Origin of the sequence: Nonomuraea africana (genome assembly GCF_014873535.1) — a bacterium.
GTDB lineage: Bacteria > Actinomycetota > Actinomycetes > Streptosporangiales > Streptosporangiaceae > Nonomuraea > Nonomuraea africana.
In genome coordinates, this window is the sequence record NZ_JADBEF010000001.1 from 395,875 (window position 1) to 418,538 (window position 22,664).

Sequence of the window (22,664 nt, forward strand, 5' to 3'; positions counted from 1 at the left end):
CCCCTCCATGTCTTCAGCCATCCCCGAAATCGACATCGTGCACGTCGGGCTTGGCCCGATCGGCAGACAGGTGCTGTCCTACCTCGCCGATCGCAGCAGGTTCAAGAGCGTCGGCGCTGTTGACCCCGCGTTCGCCGGCCAGGAGCTGACCGACGGGCTGCGCGTGGTTGTCAGCCTTGACGAGCTTCCCGAGTGGGGCACCATGGCGATCCACTGTGCGGGCTCGTCCCTGGAGAAGTCGGCGCCCACGCTGGTCGCCCTGATGCGGGCCGGCCATCACGTGGTCTCGACCTGTGAGGAACTGTCCAACCCCTGGCACACCCAGCCGGAGCTGGCCGCGCAGTTGGACAACGTGGCTCGCGAGCAGGGTGTCGTCCTGCTCGGCACCGGCGTGAACCCCGGCTACGCGATGGACTACCTGCCGGTTGTGCTCGCCGCGTCGCAGCGCTCGGTGCGCGCGGTCGACGTCCACCGTGTGCAGGACGCCGCCCTGCGGCGGCTCCCGCTGCAGCGCAAGGTCGGCGTGGGCCTGTCCGTCGAGGAGTTCGAGCAGCGTGTACGGCAGGGCGACATCCGCCATGTCGGCCTACCCGAGTCGGCGAGGATCGTCGATCGAGCCCTCGACCTGGGTTGCACCGACTTCGTCGAGACCATCGACCCGGTCGTCGGCGACGACGGCATGGTGCTGGGCATCGACCAGCTCGTCATCGGCAAGCGCGGTGACAGCACGCTGATCCGCCTCCATCTGCAGATGGCCGCAGGTCTGCCGGACCCGCGCGACATCGTCGTCCTGGAGGGCGAGCCGGGTCTCACCTCGGAGGTGCGCGGCCTGCACGGAGACACGGCCACGGCGGCCGTGGTGGTCAACTCCCTGGGCAGGGCCATGGCGGCGCCGCCCGGCCTGCGTACCGTGGACGAGATCCCGGCCTCGCCGCAGCACCGATGCTGAGCCTGCTCATCCGCGATGCGCTGGTCGTCGACGGATCCGGACAGCCTGGGCGCCGGGCGGACGTCGCGGTCTCTCAAGACAGAGTTGCGGCCGTGGCCGAACGGATCGATGAGCGGGCCGAGCGGGTGGTGGAGGCGGACGGCCGGGTGGTCTGCCCGGGCTTCATCGACCTGCACAGCCATGTGGATTTGACGCTGCCCGACTATCCGCGGGTAGACGGGATGATTCGACAGGGGGTCACCACCCTGGTGACTGGCAACTGCGGGCTGAGCCCTTATCCGGGGTCGATGGATCTGGCCGGGTTCGCGGCCGTGCTCGGGGGCGTTCCGCTGGCCGTACACGTGGCTCCTTTGGTGGGGCACGGCGCTATCCGGGAGGCCGCGATGGCCGACCCCTCCGGCACCCCGTCGGAGGGGGAGATGACGCGTATGGTCGAGCTGGTCGAGACCGCGATGACGCAGGGCGCGCACGGCCTGTCGACGGGCCTAATCTACGATCCGGGCCGGTTCGCCGGCACGGCCGAGCTGGTCGCGCTGGCCAGGGTCGTCGCCGCGCACGGCGGTTTCTACGCCTCCCACGTCAGGGACGAGGGCGACGGGCTGGTCGAGGCGATCGCCGAGGCGATCGCGATCGGACGCACGGCCGGGCTGCCCGTGCAGCTCAGCCACCACAAGGCCAAGCGCAGGCGGAATTGGGGCCGGGTCGCCGCCACGCTGGGCATGGTCGATCGGGCCCGCGCGGACGGGCTGGACGTCATGCTCGACTGCTACCCCTACACCGCCAGCAGTACCGGCTTGTGGGCTTACGCGCCGAACTGGTGGCGCCCGGGCGACGAGGTAGCGCGCGAGCGCGTCCAGGCAGGGTTGGAGGAGCGCTTTCCCGGCTGCACGGGCCGCGACGGCGCGCGCACCGATCTGAGCGATCTCGTCCTCAGTGGACTGACCGGGGTCGGCCGGCTCCAGCGGTATGAGGGCATGTGGTTGGACGAGGCGGCCAGGGAGGAGAACGTATCCCCTGCCGACCTGGTGATCGATCTGCTCTCGACGGCCGAGCACGTTCAGGTCATCGATCATGCGATGAGCGAGGCGGACGTGTGGCGGGTGCTTGCCCACCCGGAGTGCGCGGTCGGCAGTGACGCCCGGCTCATCCATCCGGACATGCCGGGCGTGCCGCACCCGCGGAACTTCGGAACGTTTCCTCGCGTCCTGGGGCGGCTCCCGCTCGAAGAGGCCGTTCGCAAGTGCACGGGGCTGCCCGCTAGGCGGATGGGCTGGTGCGACCGCGGCCTTCTGCGGCCCGGCGCGGTGGCCGACCTGCTGCTGTTCGATCCGGACGCGATCGGCGATCGGGCCACCTTCGAGGAGCCCAGGCGGTATGCGACCGGTATCGACCTGGTCGTGGTCGGCGGCGAGGTCGTCATCGACGGTTCCGACGACACCGGCGCTGCCGCCGGGCGGGTACTCCTGCGAACGGGGTGCGGCTGATGGCCAGGTTCGTGGCGAATCGCCTGCTTGCGCTCATCCCCGTCCTCGCCCTGGTGGCGTTGATCACCTTCGGCATTCTGCACTTCACCCCGGGTGATCCGACGGTGGCCATCCTGGGCATGGATGCCACCCAGGAGCAGCGGCAGGCGTTGCGTGAGGCTCTGGATCTCGACCGCCCGATCGCGGAGCAGTTCGCGAGCTGGGTCGGCGGCCTGCTCTCGCTCGATTTCGGCCAGTCGCTCTACTTGGGCGTTCCCGTCAGGCAAGCGCTGGCGGAGTATCTGGAGCCGACCGTGCTGCTCGCGGTCTACTCCCTCGTGATCGCGCTGCTGGTGGGCGTCCCCGCGGGCGTCGTTTCGGGGGTACGGCGCGGCGGCTTGGTCGACCGCCTGGTCATGGGCGCCTCGGTGCTGATCAACGCGGTGCCGAGCTTCTTCTTCGGCATCTTGATGATCATGTTCTTCGCGGTCCATCTGGACCTGGTGCCTACCGGCGGTTACGTCTCGCCCGTCGAGGATCCGCTGGGACACGTGAGCTCGATGCTCCTGCCGAGCCTGGTGCTGGGCATCTCGCTCACCGGCTTCGCCCGCATCATCCGCTCCTCGGTCCTCGATGTCATGTCGGCCGAGTACATGGAGACGGCCTACTCCAAGGGCTTGACCCGTGGACAGGTCGTGACCAGGCACGTGTTGAGGAACGCGGCCATTCCGTCGCTCACCGTGATCGGCATCTCCTTCGGGCATCTGCTGGGCGGCGCGGTGGTGACGGAGTACGTCTTCAACCTCCAGGGCGTCGGCCAGCTGCTGGTCGAGAGCATCGCGCGCCGCGACTACCCGGTCATCCAGGCGGGTGTGCTGCTGTCGGCGCTGCTGTTCTGCCTGGTCAGCCTCGCGGTGGACGTCATCTACGCCTATCTGGACCCGAGGGTGCGCTATGGCCGTTGACCTGAACGTCGCCGAGGCCCCGGTCGCGGCCAGGGCGGAGGGCTGGTGGCGGAGGTTTCGCACCTCCAGGCGCGGGATGATCGGGCTCTTTCTGCTCGGCCTGATCCTGCTGATGTGCGTGCTGGGGCCCGCGATCTCAGCTCACGACCCCGCCCAGGTGGACCCGCTGGCCAGGCTCGCCTCGCCGAGAGCCGCGCACTGGTTCGGCACCGACCAGTTCGGCAGGGACGTGCTCACCCGGATGCTCGCGGGCGGCCGCGTTTCCCTGATGGTGGCGGCGGCCGTCACCGTGCTGAGTGTGGTGGCCGGCTGCTTTCTCGGTCTCCTGGCCGCTATGTACGCCCGAGCAGACGGGCCGATGATGCGCGTGCTGGACGCGCTGATGGCCTTCCCGTCAGTGCTGCTGGCCATCGCCCTGATGGCCAGGCTCGGGCCCAGCCTGGTCAACGTCATCGTGGCGCTCTCGCTGGTCACCGCGCCCACCTTCGCCCGGCTGGTGCGCGGGTCGGCGCTGGTGGTCAAGTCGGCGCCGTACGTGGAGCTGGCCAGGGCACTCGGCCTGCGCCTGCCTACGCTCATGGTCCGCTACTTGCTGGCCAACTCGCTGAGCCCGCTGATCCTGGCCGCCACGTTCGGCGCGGCGAACGTCATCCTCGCCGAGGCGTCGCTGTCCTTCCTCGGGGCCGGGTTGCCAACCTCGGTGCCCACCTGGGGAAGCATGCTGAACGACGGCCAGACCTACCTGAGGAACGCGTGGTGGCTGGCGGTGGCGCCCGGCCTTGCGCTCACCCTCCTGCTCCTGGCGCTGAACATGATGGGCGACGCCCTGCGTGACGCGCTGGACCCACGCTCGGAGCGGCTGTAAACCCCCACAACGAAAGAAGCCCACCATGTTGCACCGACGGATCTCGCTAGGGTTGGTGGTCAGCGCCCTGCTGCTGGTCAGCGCCTGCGGCGGAGCTAGAGACAAGGCCACGGAGTCCGGCGACGCCGGAGCTCCACGTCAGGGCGGCACCCTGCATTACGCACTCGGCGCTGACCCGCCCACGCTGGATATCCAGCAGACCACCGCCGGGGTGGTGGCCACGGTCGCCTACAACGTCGTGGAGTTCCTGTACGTCAGGGATGAGGCGGGTGCCAATATTCCAATGCTGGCGGAGAAGGCCGAGCCCGACGGCGACAGCCGTACCTGGACCGTGTCCCTGCGCAAGGGCGTGACCTTCCACAACGGCGAGACCATGAACTCGGCCGACGTGCTGGCCTCCTACGAGAGATGGGCGAAGATCAGCCTCATGGGAGCGCAGGTCGCCAAGCGCCTGCAATCGGTCAAGGCCACCGACGACAGCACGCTCGTCTTCACCTTCAAGGAACCCTTCGGCGCGTTCCTGTCGGCCATCTCGATCAACAGCCAGGGCCTGGCGATCTATCCCGCCTCCGTCGTCAAGAAGTCAACCGACACCAAGCTCGCCGAGCTCGTCGGGACCGGCCCATACAAGCTCGACAAGCACGACCCCGGCCGGATGATCAAGCTGGTCAGGTTCGACAGGTACGCCGCCCTGCCGGGTGATGGTCCCCGAGGGTACGGCGGGCGCAAGCCGCAGTACCTGGACGCGATCGAGTTCACTCCGGTCTCCAACGAGGGCGCGCGGCTGGCCGGATTCGAGGCGGGCAAGTACGACCTGGTCCACGGCTCTTCGGCCGACGCGCTGCTGGCGCTGGAGGGGTCGCGGAAGGTCGTCGTGGAGAAGGTCGATCCGACCGGCTTCCAAGCCATGCTGATCAATCAGAAGTCGCCGGTCACGGCCAACGAGAAGCTGCGCAAGGGCATCCAGGCCGCCCTGGACCACAACGCGATCCTCGCCGCGGGGCTCGGCCAGGGCAACTTCCGGCTCGACCCGAGCATCCAGCTCAAGGAGACGCAGTGGCACTCCGAGGCGAGCAAGGAGAGCTACAACGTCCACGACGTCGCCAAGGCCAAGCAGCTGATCGCGGACAGCGGCTACAAGGGCCAGCCGCTGCGCCTGGTCACCTCCCGCGATCTGGTGCGCTTCTACAACCAGGCGGTCGTGGTGGAGCAGCAGCTCAAGGATGTCGGGCTGAACGTGACGATCGAGACCTACGACTGGGCGACCGCGCTGGAGCACCGCGACGACCCGAATGGGTGGGAGCTGTTCATCACCGACTTCGGCGTCAAGAACGATCCGATCGAGCAGCCGTTCATGAAGCTGTGCGCCTACGTCGGCTGGTGGTGCGACGCCGAGGCCCAGCGGATCGTCAACGAGTTGTACGAGGTCGGTGACCAGACGCGTCGGATCGAACTGACCGGGCGGTTCCAGGAGAAGGTCTACGAGCAGGTGCCTTTCATCAAGTTCGGTGACACCGGCGGTGTCGTGGCGCACAGCGCTCGAACGGGCGGCGTCACCCGGCAGGGCGGCAACAGCGTGCTCGCCTGGAACGTCTGGCTGAACCGGCCATGAACGAGCCCGTGCTCCAGATGCGTGACCTGAAGGTCGCCACGACCGGCCGCTCACCCGTGACGATCGTCGACGGTGTGGACGTCGAGGTCGGCCTGGGGGAGACGGTCGCACTGGTCGGGGAATCCGGCTCGGGTAAGACCATGGCCGCCCGGTCCGTGTTGAAACTCCTGCCGGGCAACTTGAGCGTCTCGGCCGGGCAGCTGAACGTCGCGGGCACCAACGTGCTCACGGCCTCGCTGGAGGATCTGCGGCGGCTACGCGGAGACGCGGTCGGCATGGTCTTCCAGGATCCGATGGCAGCCTTCAACCCGGTCCTGCCCGTCGGCCTTCAGGTGACCGAATCCGTGCACATCAGACGGCGAGGTATGTCCAAGCGCGAGTGCTATGCGCTGGCAGCCGAGGTGCTCGACCGGGTCGGCATCTCCGACCCGGAGGCAAGGGCCCGCCAGTACCCCCACCAGTTCTCCGGCGGCATGCTGCAACGCGCGATGATCGCGATGGCTCTGATCAATCGGCCGCGGCTGGTGATCGCCGACGAGCCCACCACCGCGCTGGACGCCACCCTGCAAGTGAAGATCGTCGAGCTGTTGCGGATCCTGCAGGCGGAGATCGGCTCCGGGATCCTGGTCATCACGCACGATCTCGGCCTCGTCGCCGAGCTCGCCAACCGCGCCGTCGTCATGTACGGCGGGCGCGTCCAGGAGAGCGGCCCGGTGGCCGAGCTGTTCACCGATCCGAGCCACCCCTACACCCGGGCCCTGCTCGACAGCAGGCCGGAAGGCAGGACGGCCGCGCAGATCCGCCCGATCCCCGGCGAGCCCGCCACACCGGCCAGCCGCCCGCCCGGCTGCGTGTTCCACCCCAGGTGCCTGCAGCGCGCCGGGCGCAGCACCTGCGTGGACGAGGTGCCGCTGTTGCAGATCACCACACCGGACCGACAGGTGGCCTGCCATTTCGCGAGTGAGGAGCTGCTGACCTCTCCCGTGCCCGCCACCGTCGCGAGCGATGCGCCCCAAGTCGAGCGCCCGGCCGCCGTGGTCGTGAAGGACGTTGGCAAGCGCTTCATCACCAGGTCCCTGTGGTCGGGGAAGGGCAGGTCGGAAATCCAGGCCGTTGACCAGGTCACGTTCACGGTGGCACGGGGCGAGAGTTTCGGGCTCGTGGGGGAGTCGGGCAGCGGCAAGAGCACCCTCGGCCGGTTGATGGTCCGCCTTCACGAACCGGACACAGGCACGATCGAGGTTCTGGACGGCGATGGGCAGCCCGTACCTGATGATCGGCTCCGCCGTACGGTCCAGTGGGTCCATCAGGACCCCTACGGCTCGCTGAACCCGCGCATGACCATCGGGCGACTGCTCGGCGAGGTGCTCGCCCGCTATCGCCTGCACGAGGCGCGCAGGCACGAACGGGTGACCGAACTACTCTCGCTGGTAGGCCTCCCCACCCAGCTCGCGGCCCGCTACCCACACCAGCTGTCGGGCGGACAACGGCAGCGGGTCGCCATCGCCCGCGCGCTGGCCGTCGAGCCGCAGATCCTGGTGCTCGACGAACCGCTGTCGGCACTGGACATGTCCATCCAGGCACAGGTCATCACCCTGCTCGGCCGCCTACGCACCGAGCTTGACCTGTCCTACGTGCTCATCTCGCATGACCTCCATGTGGTCAGGACGATCTGCGACCGAGTCGCGGTGATGTCCAAGGGCCAGGTCGTGGAACTGGGCACGGTCGAGGAGATCTTCGAGCGACCACAACATCCGTACACCAAAACCCTGCTCGCGGCCATGTTGAGCACGGCGAAAACGAAGGCGGTCTAAGCACGTGAGTTACAAGAACGTCGCCCGGGGCCGGGGAGCCGCAGCGGCGGCCGAGGATCCGCGTGTCCTGGACGCCGTCAAGAGGATTCTGGAAGCGGGCGGCAACGCCGTGGACGCCGCCGTGGCTGCTGCGGCGATTCAGGGAGTCTGCCGCCCGATGTCGGGCGGGCTCGGCGGCGGCGGCTTCATGCTGATCCGGCTGCCCAGCGGCAAGACCGTGGTCGTGGAGCACCGCGAGCAGGCGACGGCGGCCTTCGGGCCCGAGAGCCTGGTCGACGACCACGGCGCCGAGCTGCCCAATGCGGACAGGGCCGTGCACGGTCACTCCGTTGGCGTTCCGGGCGCGGTGCGTGCGTGGGATGAGGCGCTTCGCCTGTACGGCAGGCTCAGCTTCGCTGAGGTCCTCGCTCCCTCGATTGAGCTGGCACGCGAGGGTTTCGAGGTCGACGCCACCTTGGGTAGGGAGATCGCAGAGCGGCGCGACGATTTCGCCATGTTTGAGCCGACCAGGCGGATCTACTTGACCCCTGACCTCCAGGCGCTGCCGGTCGGTACCTGGCTGCGCAACCCCGATCTCGCCCGGGCCTACGAGCTGATCGCCGAGCAGGGCGCCAAGGTCTTCTACGAAGGTGAGATCGCCGAGGCCATCGTGCGAACCGTCAACGAGCCGCCCGCCGCGGAGGGGGTGACCCGGCCGGTGCGCGCGGGCCTGATGACGCTCGACGACCTGACCCACTATACGGTCAGGCACCTGGAGCCGGTCCGCTACCGCTTCGGCGACTACGAGATCGCCGGGCCCCCGCTGCCCTCCAGCGGGGCGCTGACAGTGGGCGAGGCGCTCGGCGTGCTCGACCGGCTCGAATCTGGCTCGCTGGTCCACCAGCTCCACCGATACCTGCAGGTCAGCCGCATGGTATTCGTCGACAGGGACGCCTACCTCGGCGACGACCGGCACGTGGACGTCCCCGCGGCCGCGCTGCTCAGCGAGGACTACCTGCGGGCCAGGGCGGCCGGCATCGACAGCGAGACCGCCGTGCCCGGCGACCTGTCCACCGGCGGCGCGCCCTGGATGTCGCAGGAGCCCGACAGCCCGTCGACCATTCACATGACGGTCGACGACGGAAGGGGCATGACCGTCAGCTACACCTCGACGATCGTCAGCATGGGCGGCTCCGGCGTCGTCGTGCCCGGCCTCGGCTTCCTGCTCAACGACGCTCTGGCCGGCCGAACTGCCTTCCGCGGTGGTCTGTACGGCTCTGCCCGCCCGATGTCCCGCATGCGACCACTGAGCAGCATGGCTCCCAGCACCGTGGAACGTGACGGTGAGCTGGTGATGGCGCTGGGCTCCCCAGGCGGCACCACGATCATCACCACTACGCTGCAGATACTGTACCTAACTCTGGGCGCCGGAATGAGTCTGGAAGAGGCACTGGCATTCCCCCGCGTGACGCAACGAAATGAGCCCGGCGGATTGGCGCTGGCCGAGCCGGCCTTTCTCCGGCGCGACTTCGCCGATGAATTGCGCGCTCTGGGACACGAGTTCGACGTTTGGCAACCGGTGGAGGGAATTGGCGCCGCGAACGGTATAGAATTCTCCGCGAATGTCACCGCGGTCGCCGAGCCCGTGCGTCGCGGCGGCGGCGCTGCAGCGGTTTGGGAGCTGTGAAGATGACGCACGACACCAGCCAGGCCCAGGCCGTGGGGGGGCGCATCCGAGCCCGCAGAAAGGAGCTCGGCCGCACCCTGCAGGAGGTCGCCGACGCCGCGGGGCTCTCCAAGAGCTTCATCAGCCAGGTGGAGATAGGCAAATCGGTACCGTCGGTCGCCGCGCTCGAGCAGATCAGCGCGGCCCTGGACGTGCCGATAGGCACCTTCGTCGCCACTCAGATGGCGCGCGAGGACGGGCTTGAGACCGGCGAGGTGCTGGTGGTACGCAGCGACGGCAGGAAGTCACTGCTGTTTCCCAGGGATCGAAATCCATTGCAGCTGCTGACCCCCGATCTGCAGCGGCAGTTCGAGGTCCTGCTGGCCGAGGATTCGCCGGGCGAGTGGCATGAGGTGAAGCGCTACTCGGATTCGGGGGAGGAATTCGGGTTGGTGCTTGAGGGCGCCTACGAGATCCAGGTCGGCGACGAGATGCACACCGTCAACGCCGGTGACAGCATTTACTTCTCCCCGGAGGGCGACTATCGCCTCCGCGCGGTCGGTGACGGGCCGTGTCGCGCCATCTGGGTCGCGACGCCGCCGGCGTTCTAAAAGGGGGGCGGGAATGGTGTCGGAGGCGATCCGCGACGGTGTGCGTGCGGCCGAGCTCGGCAGGCGGCTACGGGCCGCCAGGCGGGAGCGCCGTTACAGCCTGCAGCGCGTCGCGGACGAAGCCGGGTTGTCCAAGAGCTTCATCAGCCAGGTCGAGCTCGGCCAGTCGGCGGCGTCGCTTGGCACGCTCAAGCGCATCTGCGCGGTGCTCGACATCCCGGTGTGGTCGCTGCTCGACGACGAGCCACCGTCGGCGCCTTCCCGCACGGGGGTGACCATCGTCCGTCGTGACCAGCGTAAGGTCCGCAACTCTCCGGGGTCGACGACGGAGATCTCGCTGCTGACCCCCGACCTCAACCGCAAGCTGGAGGTGACGCTGAGCGTCATCCAGCCCGGCGAAGGCTACGGCCACGAGCCTTATTCTCACCGCGGTGAGGAGTTCGGCCTGGTGCTGTCGGGGACCTACGAGGTCACCGTCGAGGGGAAGGCATACGTCCTGGAGCAGGGCGACAGCATCTACTTCTCCAGCCGCCTGCTGCACAGGACGCGGGCCCTCGGCGACGAGCCGGTGACCACGTTCTGGGTGGTCACGCCGCCGTCATAGCCCTAGAAGATCACTGAAGATGTTGGGGTCTGGCCTGCCGCGAATGAGAGCGGGGTCAGACTGGGTGTTATGCAAGGTGAGTGGGCTGGGGAGCCGGTCGGGCCGGATGTGTGGGCCACCTGCCGGGAGCTGATCCCCGCGGGCAGTGTGTTCGCGTTTTTGGCCGAACACCGTGAGGACCTGTTTCCCGGGGCGATGTTCGCCGACATGTATCCCTCACCCAACGGGCGCCCCAGCATGCCGCCACAGGTGCTGGCCGCGGCGGTGCTGTTGCAGACGCTGTATGGGGTCTCACTTCGACGCGGTTCAGCAGCTGCGCTGCGATCTGCGGTGGAAGGCCGCGTGCGGGCTGGGCCTGTATGACACCGCGTTCGATCCGTCGCTGCTGACCTATTTTCGGCGCCGGCTGGCCCGCTCGGCCGATCCAGACCGGATCTTCACCCGGATCAAGGAGGTCGTGGCCGCGACCGGGGTGCTGGGCGGGCCGGCAGCGGCGGGCGCTGGATTCGGCCGTGCTGGAGGACGCGGGCCACCCAGGAGACCGTCACCCAGCTGATCGCCGCGATCCGCCGGGTGATCCGCGAGGTGGGCGGTGCCGTACCGGTCGCCGCCGCTCACTGCACCGCCTGCGACTACCGCGACCCGGGCAAGCCGTGCATCGCCTGGAACGACGAGCAGGCCCGCGCGCACCTGGTGGACGCGCTGATGGGTGATGCGATCGCTCTGCTGGCGAATCTGCCCGAGCAGCCGCTAGATGACAAGATCGCAGGCGCGGTCGGCCTGCTGGTCGACGAGCAAGCACCGGTGCAGCTGTTCGCCGATATCGCCTACGACAGCGGCGACGCGCGGTGCCGCCTGCACCAGACCGGACACCGCCTGGTGATCAAACCGCCCCGCTGCGGTCGGCTGTGCCCCGGCGGGTTCACCCTGGACGACTTCGCATCGACACCGCCGCCGCCATCGTGACCTGCCCCGCGGGCCATACCGTCCCGTTGTCGCCCGCCAGCGGGCGCCACCATCAGCGCAAGGCCCTCTTCGGCGATCGGTGCGCCTGCTGCCCGCTGCGCGAGCGGTGCACCACGGCCGAGGCCGACCGCATCCTGACCATCCGCCCGCACCACGACCTGATGGCCGCCGCCCGCCGCCAGGCCGTCACCGACCCGGCCTGGCAGGCCGACTACCGCCGCTGGCGACCACCCGTCGAACGCGGCGTCGCCTGGATCGTTGCCCGCGGCAACCGCCGCCTGCGCTACCTCGGCACCATCAAGAACGACGCCTGGCTCCCCACCCGCGCTGCCGCCCTCAACCTCCGCATCCTGATCGGCCTCGGACTGACCCGCACCAACGACACCTGGGCGATCAGCCCTTCCAGCGCATAGCAGAGGAGCATCTCAACCCCGAGACGCCCCTCCACCAGCAACATCTTCAGTGATCTTCTAGGGGTGCTGCACCATGGCGCTGCCACCTCCCCTGCGGACCGGTTCCGAGACAGCCTGGATCTCCCCGGTTGGCAGGAAAGCGATCGCGTTGACCGCGCCGATGCCGTAGGTGAGCGCGCTGACGTCGAAGTGGTGGCCGTGCTTGGTCTTGAGTGCGGTGTACTCCGGCGTCGTGGTGAACTCCGGTTCCACCATCGTGTTGCCCAGTGGGCTGTGGTTGCGCTGGCTCAGCCGAGGCGCGGCCACAGCCTGGGGCAGTGTCATGCCGAAGTCCAGGGAGTTCACGATCACCTGCAGCACGGTCGAGACGATCGTGCCGCCGCCCGGTGAGCCGAGCGCCATGACCGGCTTACCGTCCTTGGTGATGATCGTGGGTGACTGGGTGCTCAGCGGGCGCATGCCGCCGCGCGGCCCGTTGGGGTGCCCGACTGGGGCGTCGTCCGGGGTGCGGCCGGAAACCTCGTTGTTCAGCAGGAAGCCGCGGCCCGGGACGACCATCCCGTTGCCGCCGATGGCGCTGAGCGTGTGGGTGTAGGTGACGATGTTGCCGTCCTTGTCGGCGACGGTGAGGTGGATGGTCGACTTCTTCTCGTCTCCGGGGGAGGTCTTCCCGGTCACAGCGGCGTGGTCGAACAGGGTCAGGTCGTCGATGTGGAAGGCGCCGCCGGCTGCCGCGCCGGTCGACTCCGTGGCGGAGATCAGCAGCTTGCCCGGGCCTGGGATCTCGGCGTCAGCCTTCTGCAGCTGCCAATCCTGTGGCTCCTGCTCGCCATCGGTCCAGACGCGGGCCTTGAGTCCCTCGCCGGTGACCCTGAACCGGAGCCATTGCCAGCCTGCGGGCATGGTCCGCTTGACTCCGGCGAGCGCGAAGGCCGCGTTGCCCTGCCGCACGCGAAGAAGCCGGATGTTGTCGACGCTCGTGTCGGTCGTCGACTTGATCTCGATGCCGTAGCCGTGGCTGGGGGTGACCAGCGTGTTCCAGGCGTCGCCGCGCAGCCAGAACCTCAGCCTGCGGTCGCCGCCGGGGTCGGTGACGCGGAATTTCACGAGCAGTTCGCTGTCGGTGAGCTGAGGCGCGTGGGCCTCGGCTCGGGCGTAGGAGAACTGCGGCTTGTCCAGGTAGAGGCGCCCAGTCTCGGATTGCACGTCGATCGCCGCACCCACACCCGGTTTGCTGGCGCCGTTGCCGAACTGGGTGGTGAATCCGCTCCAGCTGGCGCCGTCGGGCAGGCCGGTGAAGTCGGCGTTGAAGGCGACCGGGTGCAGGTCGGTGACCTTGAGGTCGTCGACGCTGAACGCGCCGCCGGCCGCGCCGCCGGTCAGCTTGATCGCCGAGATCAGCAGCTTGCCCTTGCCCGTCACCGAGGCGTCCTGGAGCTGCCCGGTCCAGCTCTGGCGCGGCTCGCTCTGCCCGTCGGCCCAGATCCGGAACTTGAGCGCGCCACCCTCGACGCTGAAGCGCAGCCACTGCCAGCCGGTGCTCCTTGTGAAGGGGAGGGAAGCAAGCTGGTGTACGGCGTTGCCGTCCCTGGTCCTGATCAGCCGGACGGTGTCGGCAGCGGCATTGACCTCGACCGCATAGCCGTTCACGGGGGAGCTGCTGTTGTTCCAGGTGTCGGCGCGCAGCCAGAAACGCAGCCTGCGGTCGCCCCCCAGGTCGTTGATCCGGAACCGGGTCAGCAGTTCGCTGTCGGCGACCGGTTGCATGCCCGACGCGGCTCGCGCGAAGGAGCTGGCGGCCGGACCAACCGTCATGACCCCGGCGTTGTCCCTGACCTCGACGGCGCCCTCAGTGGCGAAACCCGCCCACGTGCCGCCGGAGAAGTCCGCGGCGAACACGCCCTTGCCGGTTGCAGGCTGCGGGGTGACCTGCCGGTTTGGGTCGGCGTCGAACGGCCATGGGTCCTCCGGCGGGACGGCACCCTCGGGGCTGGTCTCGGTGATGCGCTGGCGCACCTGCTCCGCGTACCTCTCTGAGAGCAGGCCGGCGATGGGCAGCGGGTTGGGGTAAGTTGCCGGATCGCCGAGGTAGGCCTGCTGGTCGGCGAATGCGCGCCTGGAGGCCTCCAGGTAGTAGTGCAGCGCCTGCTCACGCGGCACTCCCGTGAGGTCGTAGCCCTCCAGAATGTTCAGCGCCTGCGCGACCGTGACGCCACTGGTCGACGGCGGCGCGACGTGCACCTGGTAGCCGCGGTAGTCCACGGTGGCCGCGCCATACTCCTTGACCGTGTACCCGCTGAGGTCGGCCGTCGTCGCGGAACCGGGGAGGATCTTGAACGGCGGGTTCGCCACCGTCTTCGGATGGTTGATGGTGTCGACGATCGCATCCGCGACCGCGCCCTTGTAGAAGGCGTCGCTGCCGCTCTTGGCGATGAGGTCGTAGGTGGCGGCGAGATCGGGGTTGCGGATCAGCGTTCCCGCGGGCGGGACCGTGCAGTCGGGGTTCAGGTAGAGCCTGGTCGTCTCGGGAAAGACGCAGAACCTGGCGGCGTTCTCGGTGATCTCGCGGACCAGGTTGGCGTCGGAGTAGAAACCCTTCGTCGCGACCTGGATGGCGGGCTGCAGGATCGCATTGAGCGACATGCCGGAGCCGTAGGCATGCACGGCCTGCTCCCACGCCTTGACTACGCCCGGCATGCCGACGCCAACGCCGCTGTTGGTCACCGTGTCCTCGTCGTAAAGGACTCCTGTGGCCGGGTCGATGAAGCTCTGGTCGTCGAAAGAAGAGGCGGCCGTGCTGCGGTGGTCGAGGACGGTGAACTTGCCGGTTTCCTTGTCGTAGACCTGCATGTAGCCGCCGCCCCCAATGCCGCCGGAAAACGGCCGCACCACGCTCTGCACGGCCGAGGCCGCGACTGCCGCGTCGACGGCGTTGCCGCCCGCGTTGAGCACGTCGATGGCCGCCTGCGTGGCAAGGGGGTGCTCCGTGGCCGCGGCGCCGCCGTGACCTGTGGCGGTGGGCTGGCGGGAATAGGGGTCGGGCGCCTGCGCCGTCGCGGGAGACGGCGCGGCTAAGAGGAGAGCGGTTGCGATGGCCAGACAGCGAAACTTGCGCATCGTGCGTCGTCCTTGATTCGGGGGGATGGACAGGCGGCCGCGCAAGAAAAGTACGGTTATAGTGAACTTGAGTCAAGTATTACTGGATTCGAAGCCCTGGTGTGAGCCCTCACGTGATCACGTCGAGAGGCAACCCCGGTTCTGAACTGAAGTGGCAGGCAGCGTGGTGCAGGCGCTGCCCCGCCCACACTTGCCGGGTCGAGCTCGCGACAGATCTCGCGATCGGGCAGGACTGACGGGCCGATCGGGCAGGAGGGTGGAATCTGCAGCCTGAAGGTGGGTGATGCGGGTCCGCTGGTTCGACATCGGCCACTTGGCTCGGGTTCGGGTCAGAACCGGCCCTGCTCGGTACGTGTGACCCGGGATATGGCGCTGAAGCGAGGAGTTCGCGGGTATAGGGGTGCTGCGGATCGGCGAGCACCGCCTCGGCGGGTCCGAACTCCACGATTCGGCCCGAATGCATCACTGCGATCATGTCGCTCACGTAGCGCACCACCACGAGGTTGTGCGAGATGAACAACATGCTCGGCCACAGACAGACCACCTTGACGCCGCGCGCTCGGAGGTCTTTGACCACGGTGAGGACGTGAGCCGCAGAACGGCCGAACCTGTCGGACTTCCAGAACAAGAAGGTGTCTCCCTCTTCGACTGCAGCGAGAGCCTTCTTGAACTCGGGGCGGTCATCCCGGCCGCCGGAGATCTTCTCGTGGAAGATGACGTCGTAGCCGTGGGCGTTGAGCGCGTCCAGTTGGAGTTGAGGATTTTGATCGCGCGATGAGACGCGGGCGTAGGCGATGGCGCGTGGCATGGCAGGCGCTCCCGAAGGCTCTGGACGTCCAGAACACATTCTTGGACGGACGGTCGACCAGGAGCGACACCGTCCAGAAACCTCCGTCCAAGAACCGCCAGGCCGCCCTCACTGATCCTGGCTTGGGGAGAGCCTGCCGGACGCTCACATGATGTCTCGCCGCAACGGTGCCGCGACGGCGATGGCAATCGCGATCAAGGCATAGCAGAGCAGGACGGCGCCGCCCGCGGGCGCGGACAGTAGCTTGGCGGAGGATGTGCCGGTCTGGCTGGCGATAGCGTCCGCCAGGTAGGTGAAGCCGGTCAATGCGGCTGTGGCGCCGCCCGGGAGGTAGGGATAGAGCACTTTGATGCCCGGGATAAGCATCAGCACGGTCTCGATCATGTAGAAGTAGGCGCCGACGGCGACGAGGGCGGTCACCTGGTTGCGAAGGAGGGCGCCCACGGCGACGCCCAGCAGGGTGTAGACGGCCATGGTCAGCGCGATGCGGGCCAGCAAGGCCGCGACCGTGAGGGTCGGGAGACCAAGCGTGATGCCCTTGAACATGGCCACGCCGAACAGGGCGGCGCCGGCCACGGTCGCGGCAATCGCGCCGTAGGCGAGCCCTGTCCCGGTGTAGACCACCAGCTTGGCTGCCAGCCAGGTCCAGCGTCTGGGTGCGAACAGCGTCGTGGTAGTGATAGTCCGGTGCCGGTACTCCGCGGACACGGCGATGGTGCCGAGCAGAGCTGGGGTGAAGACGGTGAAGCCGAGCAGGCCCAGCAGCACTTGAGCGCCTTGGGCGGTGTCCAGCCCGGGGAGCGGTGGGGTGAAGTTTTCCGGGCCGACAAGTGCGAGCAGGCCGACGAGTGCTCCGCTGCCCAGCGCGGCCAGCAGACCCCACAGCCAGAGCCTGGTGCTGGTCAGGCGCGTCCATTCCGCGACCAGGAGCGCAGTCATCGGGAACCTCCGGTGAGGTGCAGGAATGCTTGTTCGAGGGTGGGATGTTCGGGGGTGATCCCGTGCAGCGTGACGCTGTGGGAGGCGGCTGCGGTGGCGACCTCTGCGGTGCTCAGGCCATAGATGCGCAGGTGGTCCGGTTGCGGATGTTCTACCCGGATCCGGTTCTCCATCAGCCTGGCTGCGAACAGGTCCGCTTGCGGGGAGCGGATCAGCACGGTGGCTGTGCCGTACAGGCCGGCGATGGGCCCCGTGGTGACCAGCCGTCCGTCACGGATCACCACGACGTGGTCGGCCATGTGCTCGACCTCGCCGAGCACATGGCTGGAGACCAGGATGGCGCGCCCCTCGGCCGCCAGAACGCGCACGAACTGGCGCAACCAAGCGATACCTTCCGGGTCGAGGCCGTTGCTCGGTTCGTCCAGCAGCAGCACCTGGGGATCGCCGAGCAGCGCGGTGGCCAGGTTGAGGCGTTGCCGCATGCCGGTGGAGAGAGTGCGCGTTTTGCGGTCGCCGAACGCTGACACCCCGGTCAGGTCGGCGATCCGCGTGGCCCGGGCCGCGCCGTAGCGGCCCATGCGGGCGTAGACCCGCAGGTGGTCGCGGGCGGTATGGGCGGGGTGGAAGCCCGCGCTGTCCAGCACGGCTCCAACGGTTGCCGACGGCTTGGGCAGGTCGGCGTAGCGCTTGCCACCGAAGGTGGCGGTGCCGGAGCTCGGCGCGACCAGGCCCAGCATCATCCGCATGGTGGTGGTCTTGCCCGCGCCGTTCGGTCCGAGGAAGCCGGTTACGGCCCCGGGTGCGACCTCGAAGCTGAGATCGGTGACGGCGGACACCGGCCCGAACGTCTTCGTCAGGCCGCGTACCTCGATGTTCACGCCGTCACCGCCGTCAGCCGGCCCTGGAGCTGCTGGGCGTCCGGAACACTGAGGATCAGCTCGTCGTAGCCCGACACCCGGCCCTTCAGGACGATCCGCAGGCCGGCGACCTGCCGGTGGGCGGCGACCAGGCGCTTGACGCCGGTCAGGGACGTCCAGATGCCGACCTTGGTGACGCCGCAGACGAGCATGCCGAAGTGCATTCCCGTGGCGGCCGCGAGGGGCTGGTCGAGGTGGTGCACCTCTGCGATGGCCGCCAGCGGCACGCTCACGGTGCCGGCCCTGGTGAACGGCCGTGCCCACGGGGCGAATCGCACTGTCAGCGTTCCCTGGTGAATCTCTGCCTGCATCATAACTGTCCCCCAAGTCGTATCTGTTCTATTAGTTGTATATCAGATAGACTCGGGGTGTGCACCTGACCCTTGACCTCGACAGCGAGGTCCCGATCTACCAGCAGATCCGGGATCGGATCGTGGAGGCGATCGCCGAACGCCAGGCGCGCGAAGGCGACCCGCTACCCTCGACGCGGCAACTCGCCGCGGACTTCGGCATCAACTTCCATACCGTGAACAAGGCCTACGACCTGCTGCGACAGCAGGGCGTGATCCGGATCAACCGCAAGAGCGGCGCGGTCGTACGGCGTGATGCCGCCACCGGCCCGCCCGAGGCACCCTTTATCGATGACTGGGAGGAACGCATGCGTGTGCTGCTGGCAGAAGCCACCGTTCACGGCATGGACCGGCAGGATGCGCTGCGTCGGTGCGAGGCGCTACTGATCGGTTTTGAGGAGAGCGCGTGATCCCGCTCCTCTGCGCCGGCCTGATCCTCATCGCACTGGTCACGTCCCTAATGCTGGCGCTTCCGGCGCTGGCCAGGCCCACCCTGCCGTTCGGAGTGCGCGTGGGCATCCAGAGGGTGGGCGATCCGGCCATCATCGCTGCGCGTCGGTTCTACGCTCGCCTGACCGTGGTGGTGGCTGCGCTCGCCGCGGTGGTCTCGATCCTGGTGCTGCTGGTCACGGGATCTGCCGCCGCGATCGCCATCCCTACGTCGGTGGTGATGGTCGTGGACCTGCTGTTGCTCTACCGCGCTCATCGCATGATCCGCACCGCCAAGCTCACCGGGGGGTGGACGGCCGAGCGACGTCAGGGCGTCGCCGTGGACACCACCTTCCGCACCGACCCGGTTCGCGTGCCGTGGTTGTGGGGCCTGCCTGCTTTGGCCGTCCTACTGCTCACCGCGGGTATCGGCTGGGCACGCTACGGCGGGCTGCCCGCCACGCTGCCCCTGTTTCTCGCGTTCGGCACGGCCTCCTCGCAGCGTGAGCCCACGACCGTGCTGAGCGCCTTCCAGTCGGTGATCTACCAGATCGCCGTCACTCTGATCGTCGTCGCAACGGTCCTGGCCGTGCTGCGCGCCCGCCCCGACCTTGATGCCGCCAGACCCAAGGGCTCAGCCCGCCGCTACCGCATCTACCTGCGCGGCGTCGCGGTGATGTCGCTACTGTCAGCGGCCTGCCTGAACCTGAGCCTGCTTTTCGCGGCTCTGCAGCTGTGGGAGATCGTCAATCCCGCGATCGTCTGGCAGGTGTCCATCTACGTCCCGCTCATCGTCTTGCTGGGCGGCTGGCTGATGTGGGAGATCAAGGTGGGCCAGGCCGGGCACCGGCTCCCCGCTCTGCCGGGCGAGGAGCGGGAGGACTCGGGACTCGGCCAGCGCGACGACGACCGCCACTGGTTCCTCGCCGGCACCGTCTACGTCAACCGCCGCGACCCGGCACTGCTCGTGCACGCCCGTCTCGGCTCCTCCTCGTGGACCCTCAACCTCGGCCATCCGATCGCCTGGCTCCTGCTCGGTGCCCTCGCCGTTGCCCTGATCGTGCTCGCGGGGCTGGCTCTGGCTGGTGTCGTTGATCTCCCAGAGAAGCACAGCCTCTTCTGATGACTTGCCGGTAACATGTCCCGGCTCAGCTCGGAGTCACACGCGGGTTACGTTTCGGGGGGCCTTCCACCCGAGGACTGGACACGACTTATGCGGCTGGTGCCAGCGTAGTTGAAGGTGCAGGAAGGGCGGTTTCGTAGCTGTGTGGGCTGCGTTGCCCGAGCCTGGAGTGGGGGCGCCGGGTGTTATAGCGGCTGGCCCACCGAAACACCTCCAGACGGGCGTGGCGGGCCGTCTATGCCGGCGCGAGCGCGGATCAGAAGTCCTCGTGCACCCAACTGCCGTTCAAGAACGGTGATCTGGTGGCGGAGGGCAAGGATCTCGGCGTCCTTGTCCCTATCCCCCAGCGGCAGCACCCGCAGTGCGGCAAAGGCGTTCGTGACAGTCAGATTGGCCACGCGAAAGAGCACAAGTGATCATCCTGCCGCGATCGGCCGCCTTCGAGAGCCGAGGCGGGGCACAAGCCAGGAGGAGCGAGCAAGCCGCATGACCTGCGCGGATGACATTATCGACAGGCGCAGTGCCGCGGCCGTCGGCGGTGATGGTGTGGACGCCGGAGCAGACCCGGTTGTTTCTGGAAGAAGCCAGTCGGCATCGGCTGTTTGCCCTGTACCGGTTGATCACGCTTCGAGGTCTACGACGTGGCGAGGCGTGCGGGCTGCGCTGGCGGCAGGTCATCGCACGTCATCCCAGGCCATCGAGCTCATCCTCCAGCCGGCGGGCGTCCGTACGAACTGGGTGGTCTTGCGGCCGGAGCCCTCGAACCACTCTCCGTTGAGGAAACCGGACTTGCGGTACTCGCTGAAGCGGTGCGCGATCGACCCGAAGATCTCGGTCCGCTCGGCCACCTCCCATTCGGTGAACTCGGTCAACGTCCCGTCGGTCAGAATCTTCTCCCGAGGCTCGATGAACGCCTCGAGGTCGTAGATCACGGGCTCGGCCCCGACGTTCTTGATGATCGTTCCTTCTGGAATGAACACCTCACGGATGACGTCGAGGTTCGGCCGACGCCGGCCGGTGTTGGTGAACGCGCCGAGGAAGGCGCGCGTCAGCTGGTCGAGCTCGGGCTTGACGTCGGCGCCCCTTCTATCCGGTTGGACGGATTGCGGCCATTCGGTGGCGAGCACGGACCAGACCTGCTTGTCGTGCCGGAGCCCGTCGGTGCCCGGGACGGATTGCCGCAACGTGCCGTCGAGGCTCATACCCAGTCTTTTGGCCACGTTGATGCTGCGCACGTTGCCGGACAGGGTGCGCCACTCGGCGCGTTTCAACCCGCGCACCCGGAAAGCCCAGTCGATCATCGTATGGACCACCTGGGTGATCAGCCCATGTCCCTCCGCGGCGGGCTCGAGCCAGCAGCCGATCTCGCATACCCCGAGGGCGGGGTCGAAGCCGACGAACATGGTGCCGCCGACGAGGGCGCCGTCGAGCCAGATGCCGTACAGGCGCTGCCGGTCGGCGGCCTGGCCGTCGGCGTAGCGCTGGAGCACCACCCGCGCGGCGTCGAGATCGCCCGCGATGAAGCTCGTGCCCACCCAGGGGGCGATGTGCATGCGGGCACGGTCCAGGTGGGCGAAGAACTCTTCGGCATGATGCGGCTCGAGCGCACGCAGCTCGGCATTGCCACGCAGCGGGGTGGCGAACATGGAACCCCCCATTCACATTACGGATGTTTTGCGAACGTATCCTGTCGGCATGCCACGCCACAAGGGAGATCACCACGCCCGCCGCCGCGACGTGTCAGCGGCCGTGTGGCGTGTGCTGGCCACGTACGGGTTCGGCGGCCTGACCCTGCGCGCGGTCGCCACCGAGATGGGCGCGACGACCGGACTGCTCACGCACTACTTTCCGAACAAGAAGGACCTGGTCGCGTATGCGTTGACGTTGCTGGACGAACACCGTGCGGCACAGCCGAGACGCACCGCGCCAGAAGGGCTCGCTGCCCTGCGCGCGGTGCTCATGGACACCCTGCCGACCACACCGCAGGCCATAGCGGACAACCGGATCTGGGTCAGCTCGTGGGACGCCGCGCTGGCCGACCCGGACCTCGCGGCCGGGCACGCGGCCCGCTATGCGCGATCACGCGAGCGGATCCGCCACCATGTGGAGGCGGCGCAGCGCCTGGGGGAGCTGCCGCCGTCGGATCCGGACGATCTCGCGGTGGCGATCCAATCCTTCGCGCTCGGCCTCATCGTGCAGGCGCTGTTCGACGTGGAGGAATTCCCGCCCCAGCGGCAGATCCGCCTCCTCGACGGCTACCTGGCCACGCTCTCCACCACAGCCGGGGATCTGTAAGCCGCATGTGTCGCGGATCACTTCTGCCTCATGTCACGGACAGACGGGCAACTTGCGTCTGGGGGTCGTCAGTAGGTAGCGGCATCCTTGTCCCATCTCCCATTGGCAGCAACCGCAGACGCGGCGAAGGCGTTCGCGACGGTCAGATAGGCCAGGCGAAGAGGACAGTCGGTTCTCCTTCCGCGTGGCCGGAGCTCGCGCGCGCCATGCGAAGCCCTGCAAGGCCACGACCTGGGCGGATGACATTATCGGCAGGCACAGAGCTGGTGGGCCTGGGCTTCGCGCTCGCCCCATCGACGGTGTGGGCGATCCTCAAGGCCGCTGGGATCGACCCGTCTCCTCAGCGTGCGGGGCCGGCGTGGCGCGAGTTCCTTGCCGGCCAGGCCAAGACGATTCTGGCTGTGGACTTCTTCCACGTGGATACGGTGTTCCTGCGTCGCTTGTATGTGCTGTTCTTCATCGAGCATGGCACGCGGCGGGTCCATGTGGTTGGCGTGACGGCGAACCCGACCGGAACGTGGGTTGTGCAGCAGGCCCGCAACCTGCTCATGGAACTACAGGAACGGGCCGTCGAGGCGCGGGTCCTGGTCCGGGATCGGGATGCGAAGTTCACGACGATGTTCGACGCGGTCTTCGCCTCGATCGGAGTAAGCGTCATCACGACACCGGTGCGGGCGCCACGTGCGAACGCGATTGCCGAGCGGTGGATTGGTAGCGTCCGCCGCGAATGCCTGGACCGGATCCTGATCATCGGTGAGCGGCACCTGCGACACGTCCTG

Annotated in this window: 23 protein-coding genes and 1 pseudogene; 17 read left to right on the forward strand and 7 right to left on the reverse strand. The window is 68.0% G+C overall.

The window, feature by feature from the left end:
* The first annotated feature begins 7 nt into the window (after nucleotides 1-7).
* From H4W81_RS01780 to H4W81_RS49800, 13 genes are all read left to right on the forward strand, one after another.
* Nucleotides 8-949 (forward strand): dihydrodipicolinate reductase, encoded by a 942-nt coding sequence (locus tag H4W81_RS01780; RefSeq protein ID WP_192773172.1) that lies wholly within the window; start codon nucleotides 8-10, stop codon nucleotides 947-949.
* 92 nt (nucleotides 950-1,041) lie between these two features.
* Nucleotides 1,042-2,433, forward strand: a complete 1,392-nt coding sequence (locus H4W81_RS01785) for an N-acyl-D-amino-acid deacylase family protein (RefSeq protein ID WP_192773173.1) — start codon at nucleotides 1,042-1,044, stop codon at nucleotides 2,431-2,433.
* Nucleotides 2,433-3,377: an ABC transporter permease gene (locus H4W81_RS01790; RefSeq protein WP_192773174.1), complete on the forward strand. Its 945-nt coding sequence runs from the start codon at nucleotides 2,433-2,435 to the stop codon at nucleotides 3,375-3,377. Before H4W81_RS01785 ends, H4W81_RS01790 begins: the two co-directional genes overlap by 1 nt.
* Nucleotides 3,367-4,242, forward strand: coding sequence for an ABC transporter permease (locus tag H4W81_RS01795; protein WP_192773175.1), 876 nt, complete (start codon nucleotides 3,367-3,369; stop codon nucleotides 4,240-4,242). The genes H4W81_RS01790 and H4W81_RS01795 overlap by 11 nt, the downstream gene beginning before the upstream one ends.
* A 25-nt stretch (nucleotides 4,243-4,267) precedes the next feature.
* Nucleotides 4,268-5,854, forward strand: a complete 1,587-nt coding sequence (locus H4W81_RS01800) for an ABC transporter substrate-binding protein (protein WP_192773176.1) — start codon at nucleotides 4,268-4,270, stop codon at nucleotides 5,852-5,854.
* Complete coding sequence (locus tag H4W81_RS01805) at nucleotides 5,851-7,668, forward strand: dipeptide ABC transporter ATP-binding protein (protein WP_192773177.1); 1,818 nt, start codon at nucleotides 5,851-5,853, stop codon at nucleotides 7,666-7,668. The genes H4W81_RS01800 and H4W81_RS01805 overlap by 4 nt, the downstream gene beginning before the upstream one ends.
* A gap of 4 nt (nucleotides 7,669-7,672) precedes the next feature.
* A complete protein-coding gene (locus tag H4W81_RS01810; RefSeq protein WP_192773178.1) occupies nucleotides 7,673-9,334 on the forward strand; it encodes a gamma-glutamyltransferase family protein in 1,662 nt (553 codons plus the stop codon).
* A 2-nt stretch (nucleotides 9,335-9,336) separates the two neighbouring features.
* A complete protein-coding gene (locus tag H4W81_RS01815) occupies nucleotides 9,337-9,924 on the forward strand; it encodes a helix-turn-helix domain-containing protein (RefSeq protein ID WP_192773179.1) in 588 nt (195 codons plus the stop codon).
* Nucleotides 9,925-9,937: 13 nt separating this feature from the next.
* On the forward strand, nucleotides 9,938-10,528 hold the full coding sequence (locus H4W81_RS01820; RefSeq protein ID WP_192773180.1) for a cupin domain-containing protein: 591 nt from the start codon (nucleotides 9,938-9,940) through the stop codon (nucleotides 10,526-10,528).
* A gap of 69 nt (nucleotides 10,529-10,597) precedes the next feature.
* Nucleotides 10,598-10,891 carry a transposase gene (locus tag H4W81_RS50315; protein WP_475717183.1) on the forward strand — a complete coding sequence of 98 codons (294 nt, stop codon included), beginning with the start codon at nucleotides 10,598-10,600 and terminating at the stop codon, nucleotides 10,889-10,891.
* Nucleotides 10,812-11,084, forward strand: coding sequence for a transposase (locus tag H4W81_RS49790; RefSeq protein ID WP_420538706.1), 273 nt, complete (start codon nucleotides 10,812-10,814; stop codon nucleotides 11,082-11,084). The genes H4W81_RS50315 and H4W81_RS49790 overlap by 80 nt, the downstream gene beginning before the upstream one ends.
* 17 nt (nucleotides 11,085-11,101) lie before the next feature.
* A complete protein-coding gene (locus H4W81_RS49795) occupies nucleotides 11,102-11,494 on the forward strand; it encodes a hypothetical protein (protein WP_420538707.1) in 393 nt (130 codons plus the stop codon).
* Nucleotides 11,491-11,907: a transposase gene (locus tag H4W81_RS49800; RefSeq protein ID WP_420538708.1), complete on the forward strand. Its 417-nt coding sequence runs from the start codon at nucleotides 11,491-11,493 to the stop codon at nucleotides 11,905-11,907. Before H4W81_RS49795 ends, H4W81_RS49800 begins: the two co-directional genes overlap by 4 nt.
* Nucleotides 11,908-11,964: 57 nt before the next feature.
* On the opposite strand, the gene H4W81_RS01830 is transcribed toward H4W81_RS49800, so the two are convergent.
* From H4W81_RS01830 to H4W81_RS01850, 5 genes are all read right to left on the reverse strand, one after another.
* Entirely contained in the window at nucleotides 11,965-15,024 is a 3,060-nt protein-coding gene (locus tag H4W81_RS01830) for a gamma-glutamyltransferase (RefSeq protein WP_192773181.1), read from the reverse strand.
* Between the two features lie 109 nt (nucleotides 15,025-15,133).
* Nucleotides 15,134-15,832, reverse strand: a complete 699-nt coding sequence (locus tag H4W81_RS01835) for an oligopeptide/dipeptide ABC transporter ATP-binding protein (protein ID WP_225958404.1) — start codon at nucleotides 15,830-15,832, stop codon at nucleotides 15,134-15,136.
* A gap of 144 nt (nucleotides 15,833-15,976) precedes the next feature.
* Entirely contained in the window at nucleotides 15,977-16,771 is a 795-nt protein-coding gene (locus H4W81_RS01840; protein ID WP_192773182.1) for an ABC transporter permease, read from the reverse strand.
* Complete coding sequence (locus tag H4W81_RS01845; protein ID WP_192773183.1) at nucleotides 16,768-17,649, reverse strand: ABC transporter ATP-binding protein; 882 nt, start codon at nucleotides 17,647-17,649, stop codon at nucleotides 16,768-16,770. Before H4W81_RS01845 ends, H4W81_RS01840 begins: the two co-directional genes overlap by 4 nt.
* Nucleotides 17,646-17,966, reverse strand: coding sequence for a hypothetical protein (locus H4W81_RS01850; RefSeq protein WP_192773184.1), 321 nt, complete (start codon nucleotides 17,964-17,966; stop codon nucleotides 17,646-17,648). Before H4W81_RS01850 ends, H4W81_RS01845 begins: the two co-directional genes overlap by 4 nt.
* Before the next feature lie 92 nt (nucleotides 17,967-18,058).
* Here H4W81_RS01850 and H4W81_RS01855 point away from each other — a divergent pair, with 92 nt between their 5' ends.
* Both H4W81_RS01855 and H4W81_RS01860 read left to right on the forward strand, forming a co-directional pair.
* Entirely contained in the window at nucleotides 18,059-18,448 is a 390-nt protein-coding gene (locus H4W81_RS01855; protein ID WP_192773185.1) for a GntR family transcriptional regulator, read from the forward strand.
* Entirely contained in the window at nucleotides 18,445-19,590 is a 1,146-nt protein-coding gene (locus H4W81_RS01860) for a DUF1648 domain-containing protein (protein ID WP_225958405.1), read from the forward strand. The genes H4W81_RS01855 and H4W81_RS01860 overlap by 4 nt, the downstream gene beginning before the upstream one ends.
* Before the next feature lie 88 nt (nucleotides 19,591-19,678).
* On the opposite strand, the gene H4W81_RS49805 is transcribed toward H4W81_RS01860, so the two are convergent.
* Complete coding sequence (locus H4W81_RS49805) at nucleotides 19,679-19,807, reverse strand: integrase core domain-containing protein (protein ID WP_225959167.1); 129 nt, start codon at nucleotides 19,805-19,807, stop codon at nucleotides 19,679-19,681.
* A 457-nt stretch (nucleotides 19,808-20,264) separates the two neighbouring features.
* Complete coding sequence (locus H4W81_RS01870; RefSeq protein WP_192773187.1) at nucleotides 20,265-21,236, reverse strand: GNAT family N-acetyltransferase; 972 nt, start codon at nucleotides 21,234-21,236, stop codon at nucleotides 20,265-20,267.
* A gap of 49 nt (nucleotides 21,237-21,285) precedes the next feature.
* On the opposite strand from H4W81_RS01870, the gene H4W81_RS01875 reads away from it, so the two are divergent.
* Together H4W81_RS01875 and H4W81_RS49810 are read left to right on the forward strand one after the other, a co-directional pair.
* On the forward strand, nucleotides 21,286-21,885 hold the full coding sequence (locus tag H4W81_RS01875; RefSeq protein ID WP_192773188.1) for a TetR/AcrR family transcriptional regulator: 600 nt from the start codon (nucleotides 21,286-21,288) through the stop codon (nucleotides 21,883-21,885).
* A gap of 617 nt (nucleotides 21,886-22,502) precedes the next feature.
* Nucleotides 22,503-22,649: pseudogene (locus H4W81_RS49810) on the forward strand (hypothetical protein); the annotation flags it as partial.
* Between the last annotated feature and the right edge of the window lie 15 nt (nucleotides 22,650-22,664).

What these genes read in the sequence shown, in the direction of transcription:
- H4W81_RS01835 (WP_225958404.1), bottom strand. Translation starts at nt 15,832, where the DNA reads ATGCCACGCGCCATCGCCTACGCCCGCGTCTCATCGCGCGATCAAAAT.
- H4W81_RS01800 (WP_192773176.1), top strand. Translation starts at nt 4,268, where the DNA reads ATGTTGCACCGACGGATCTCGCTAGGGTTGGTGGTCAGCGCCCTGCTG.
- H4W81_RS01820 (WP_192773180.1), top strand. Translation starts at nt 9,938, where the DNA reads ATGGTGTCGGAGGCGATCCGCGACGGTGTGCGTGCGGCCGAGCTCGGC.
- H4W81_RS01875 (WP_192773188.1), top strand. Translation starts at nt 21,286, where the DNA reads ATGCCACGCCACAAGGGAGATCACCACGCCCGCCGCCGCGACGTGTCA.
- H4W81_RS01870 (WP_192773187.1), bottom strand. Translation starts at nt 21,236, where the DNA reads ATGTTCGCCACCCCGCTGCGTGGCAATGCCGAGCTGCGTGCGCTCGAG.
- H4W81_RS50315 (WP_475717183.1), top strand. Translation starts at nt 10,598, where the DNA reads ATGCAAGGTGAGTGGGCTGGGGAGCCGGTCGGGCCGGATGTGTGGGCC.
- H4W81_RS49790 (WP_420538706.1), top strand. Translation starts at nt 10,812, where the DNA reads ATGGGGTCTCACTTCGACGCGGTTCAGCAGCTGCGCTGCGATCTGCGG.
- H4W81_RS01830 (WP_192773181.1), bottom strand. Translation starts at nt 15,024, where the DNA reads ATGCGCAAGTTTCGCTGTCTGGCCATCGCAACCGCTCTCCTCTTAGCC.
- H4W81_RS01805 (WP_192773177.1), top strand. Translation starts at nt 5,851, where the DNA reads ATGAACGAGCCCGTGCTCCAGATGCGTGACCTGAAGGTCGCCACGACC.
- H4W81_RS01815 (WP_192773179.1), top strand. Translation starts at nt 9,337, where the DNA reads ATGACGCACGACACCAGCCAGGCCCAGGCCGTGGGGGGGCGCATCCGA.
- H4W81_RS01790 (WP_192773174.1), top strand. Translation starts at nt 2,433, where the DNA reads ATGGCCAGGTTCGTGGCGAATCGCCTGCTTGCGCTCATCCCCGTCCTC.
- H4W81_RS01795 (WP_192773175.1), top strand. Translation starts at nt 3,367, where the DNA reads ATGGCCGTTGACCTGAACGTCGCCGAGGCCCCGGTCGCGGCCAGGGCG.
- H4W81_RS01780 (WP_192773172.1), top strand. Translation starts at nt 8, where the DNA reads ATGTCTTCAGCCATCCCCGAAATCGACATCGTGCACGTCGGGCTTGGC.
- H4W81_RS01840 (WP_192773182.1), bottom strand. Translation starts at nt 16,771, where the DNA reads ATGACTGCGCTCCTGGTCGCGGAATGGACGCGCCTGACCAGCACCAGG.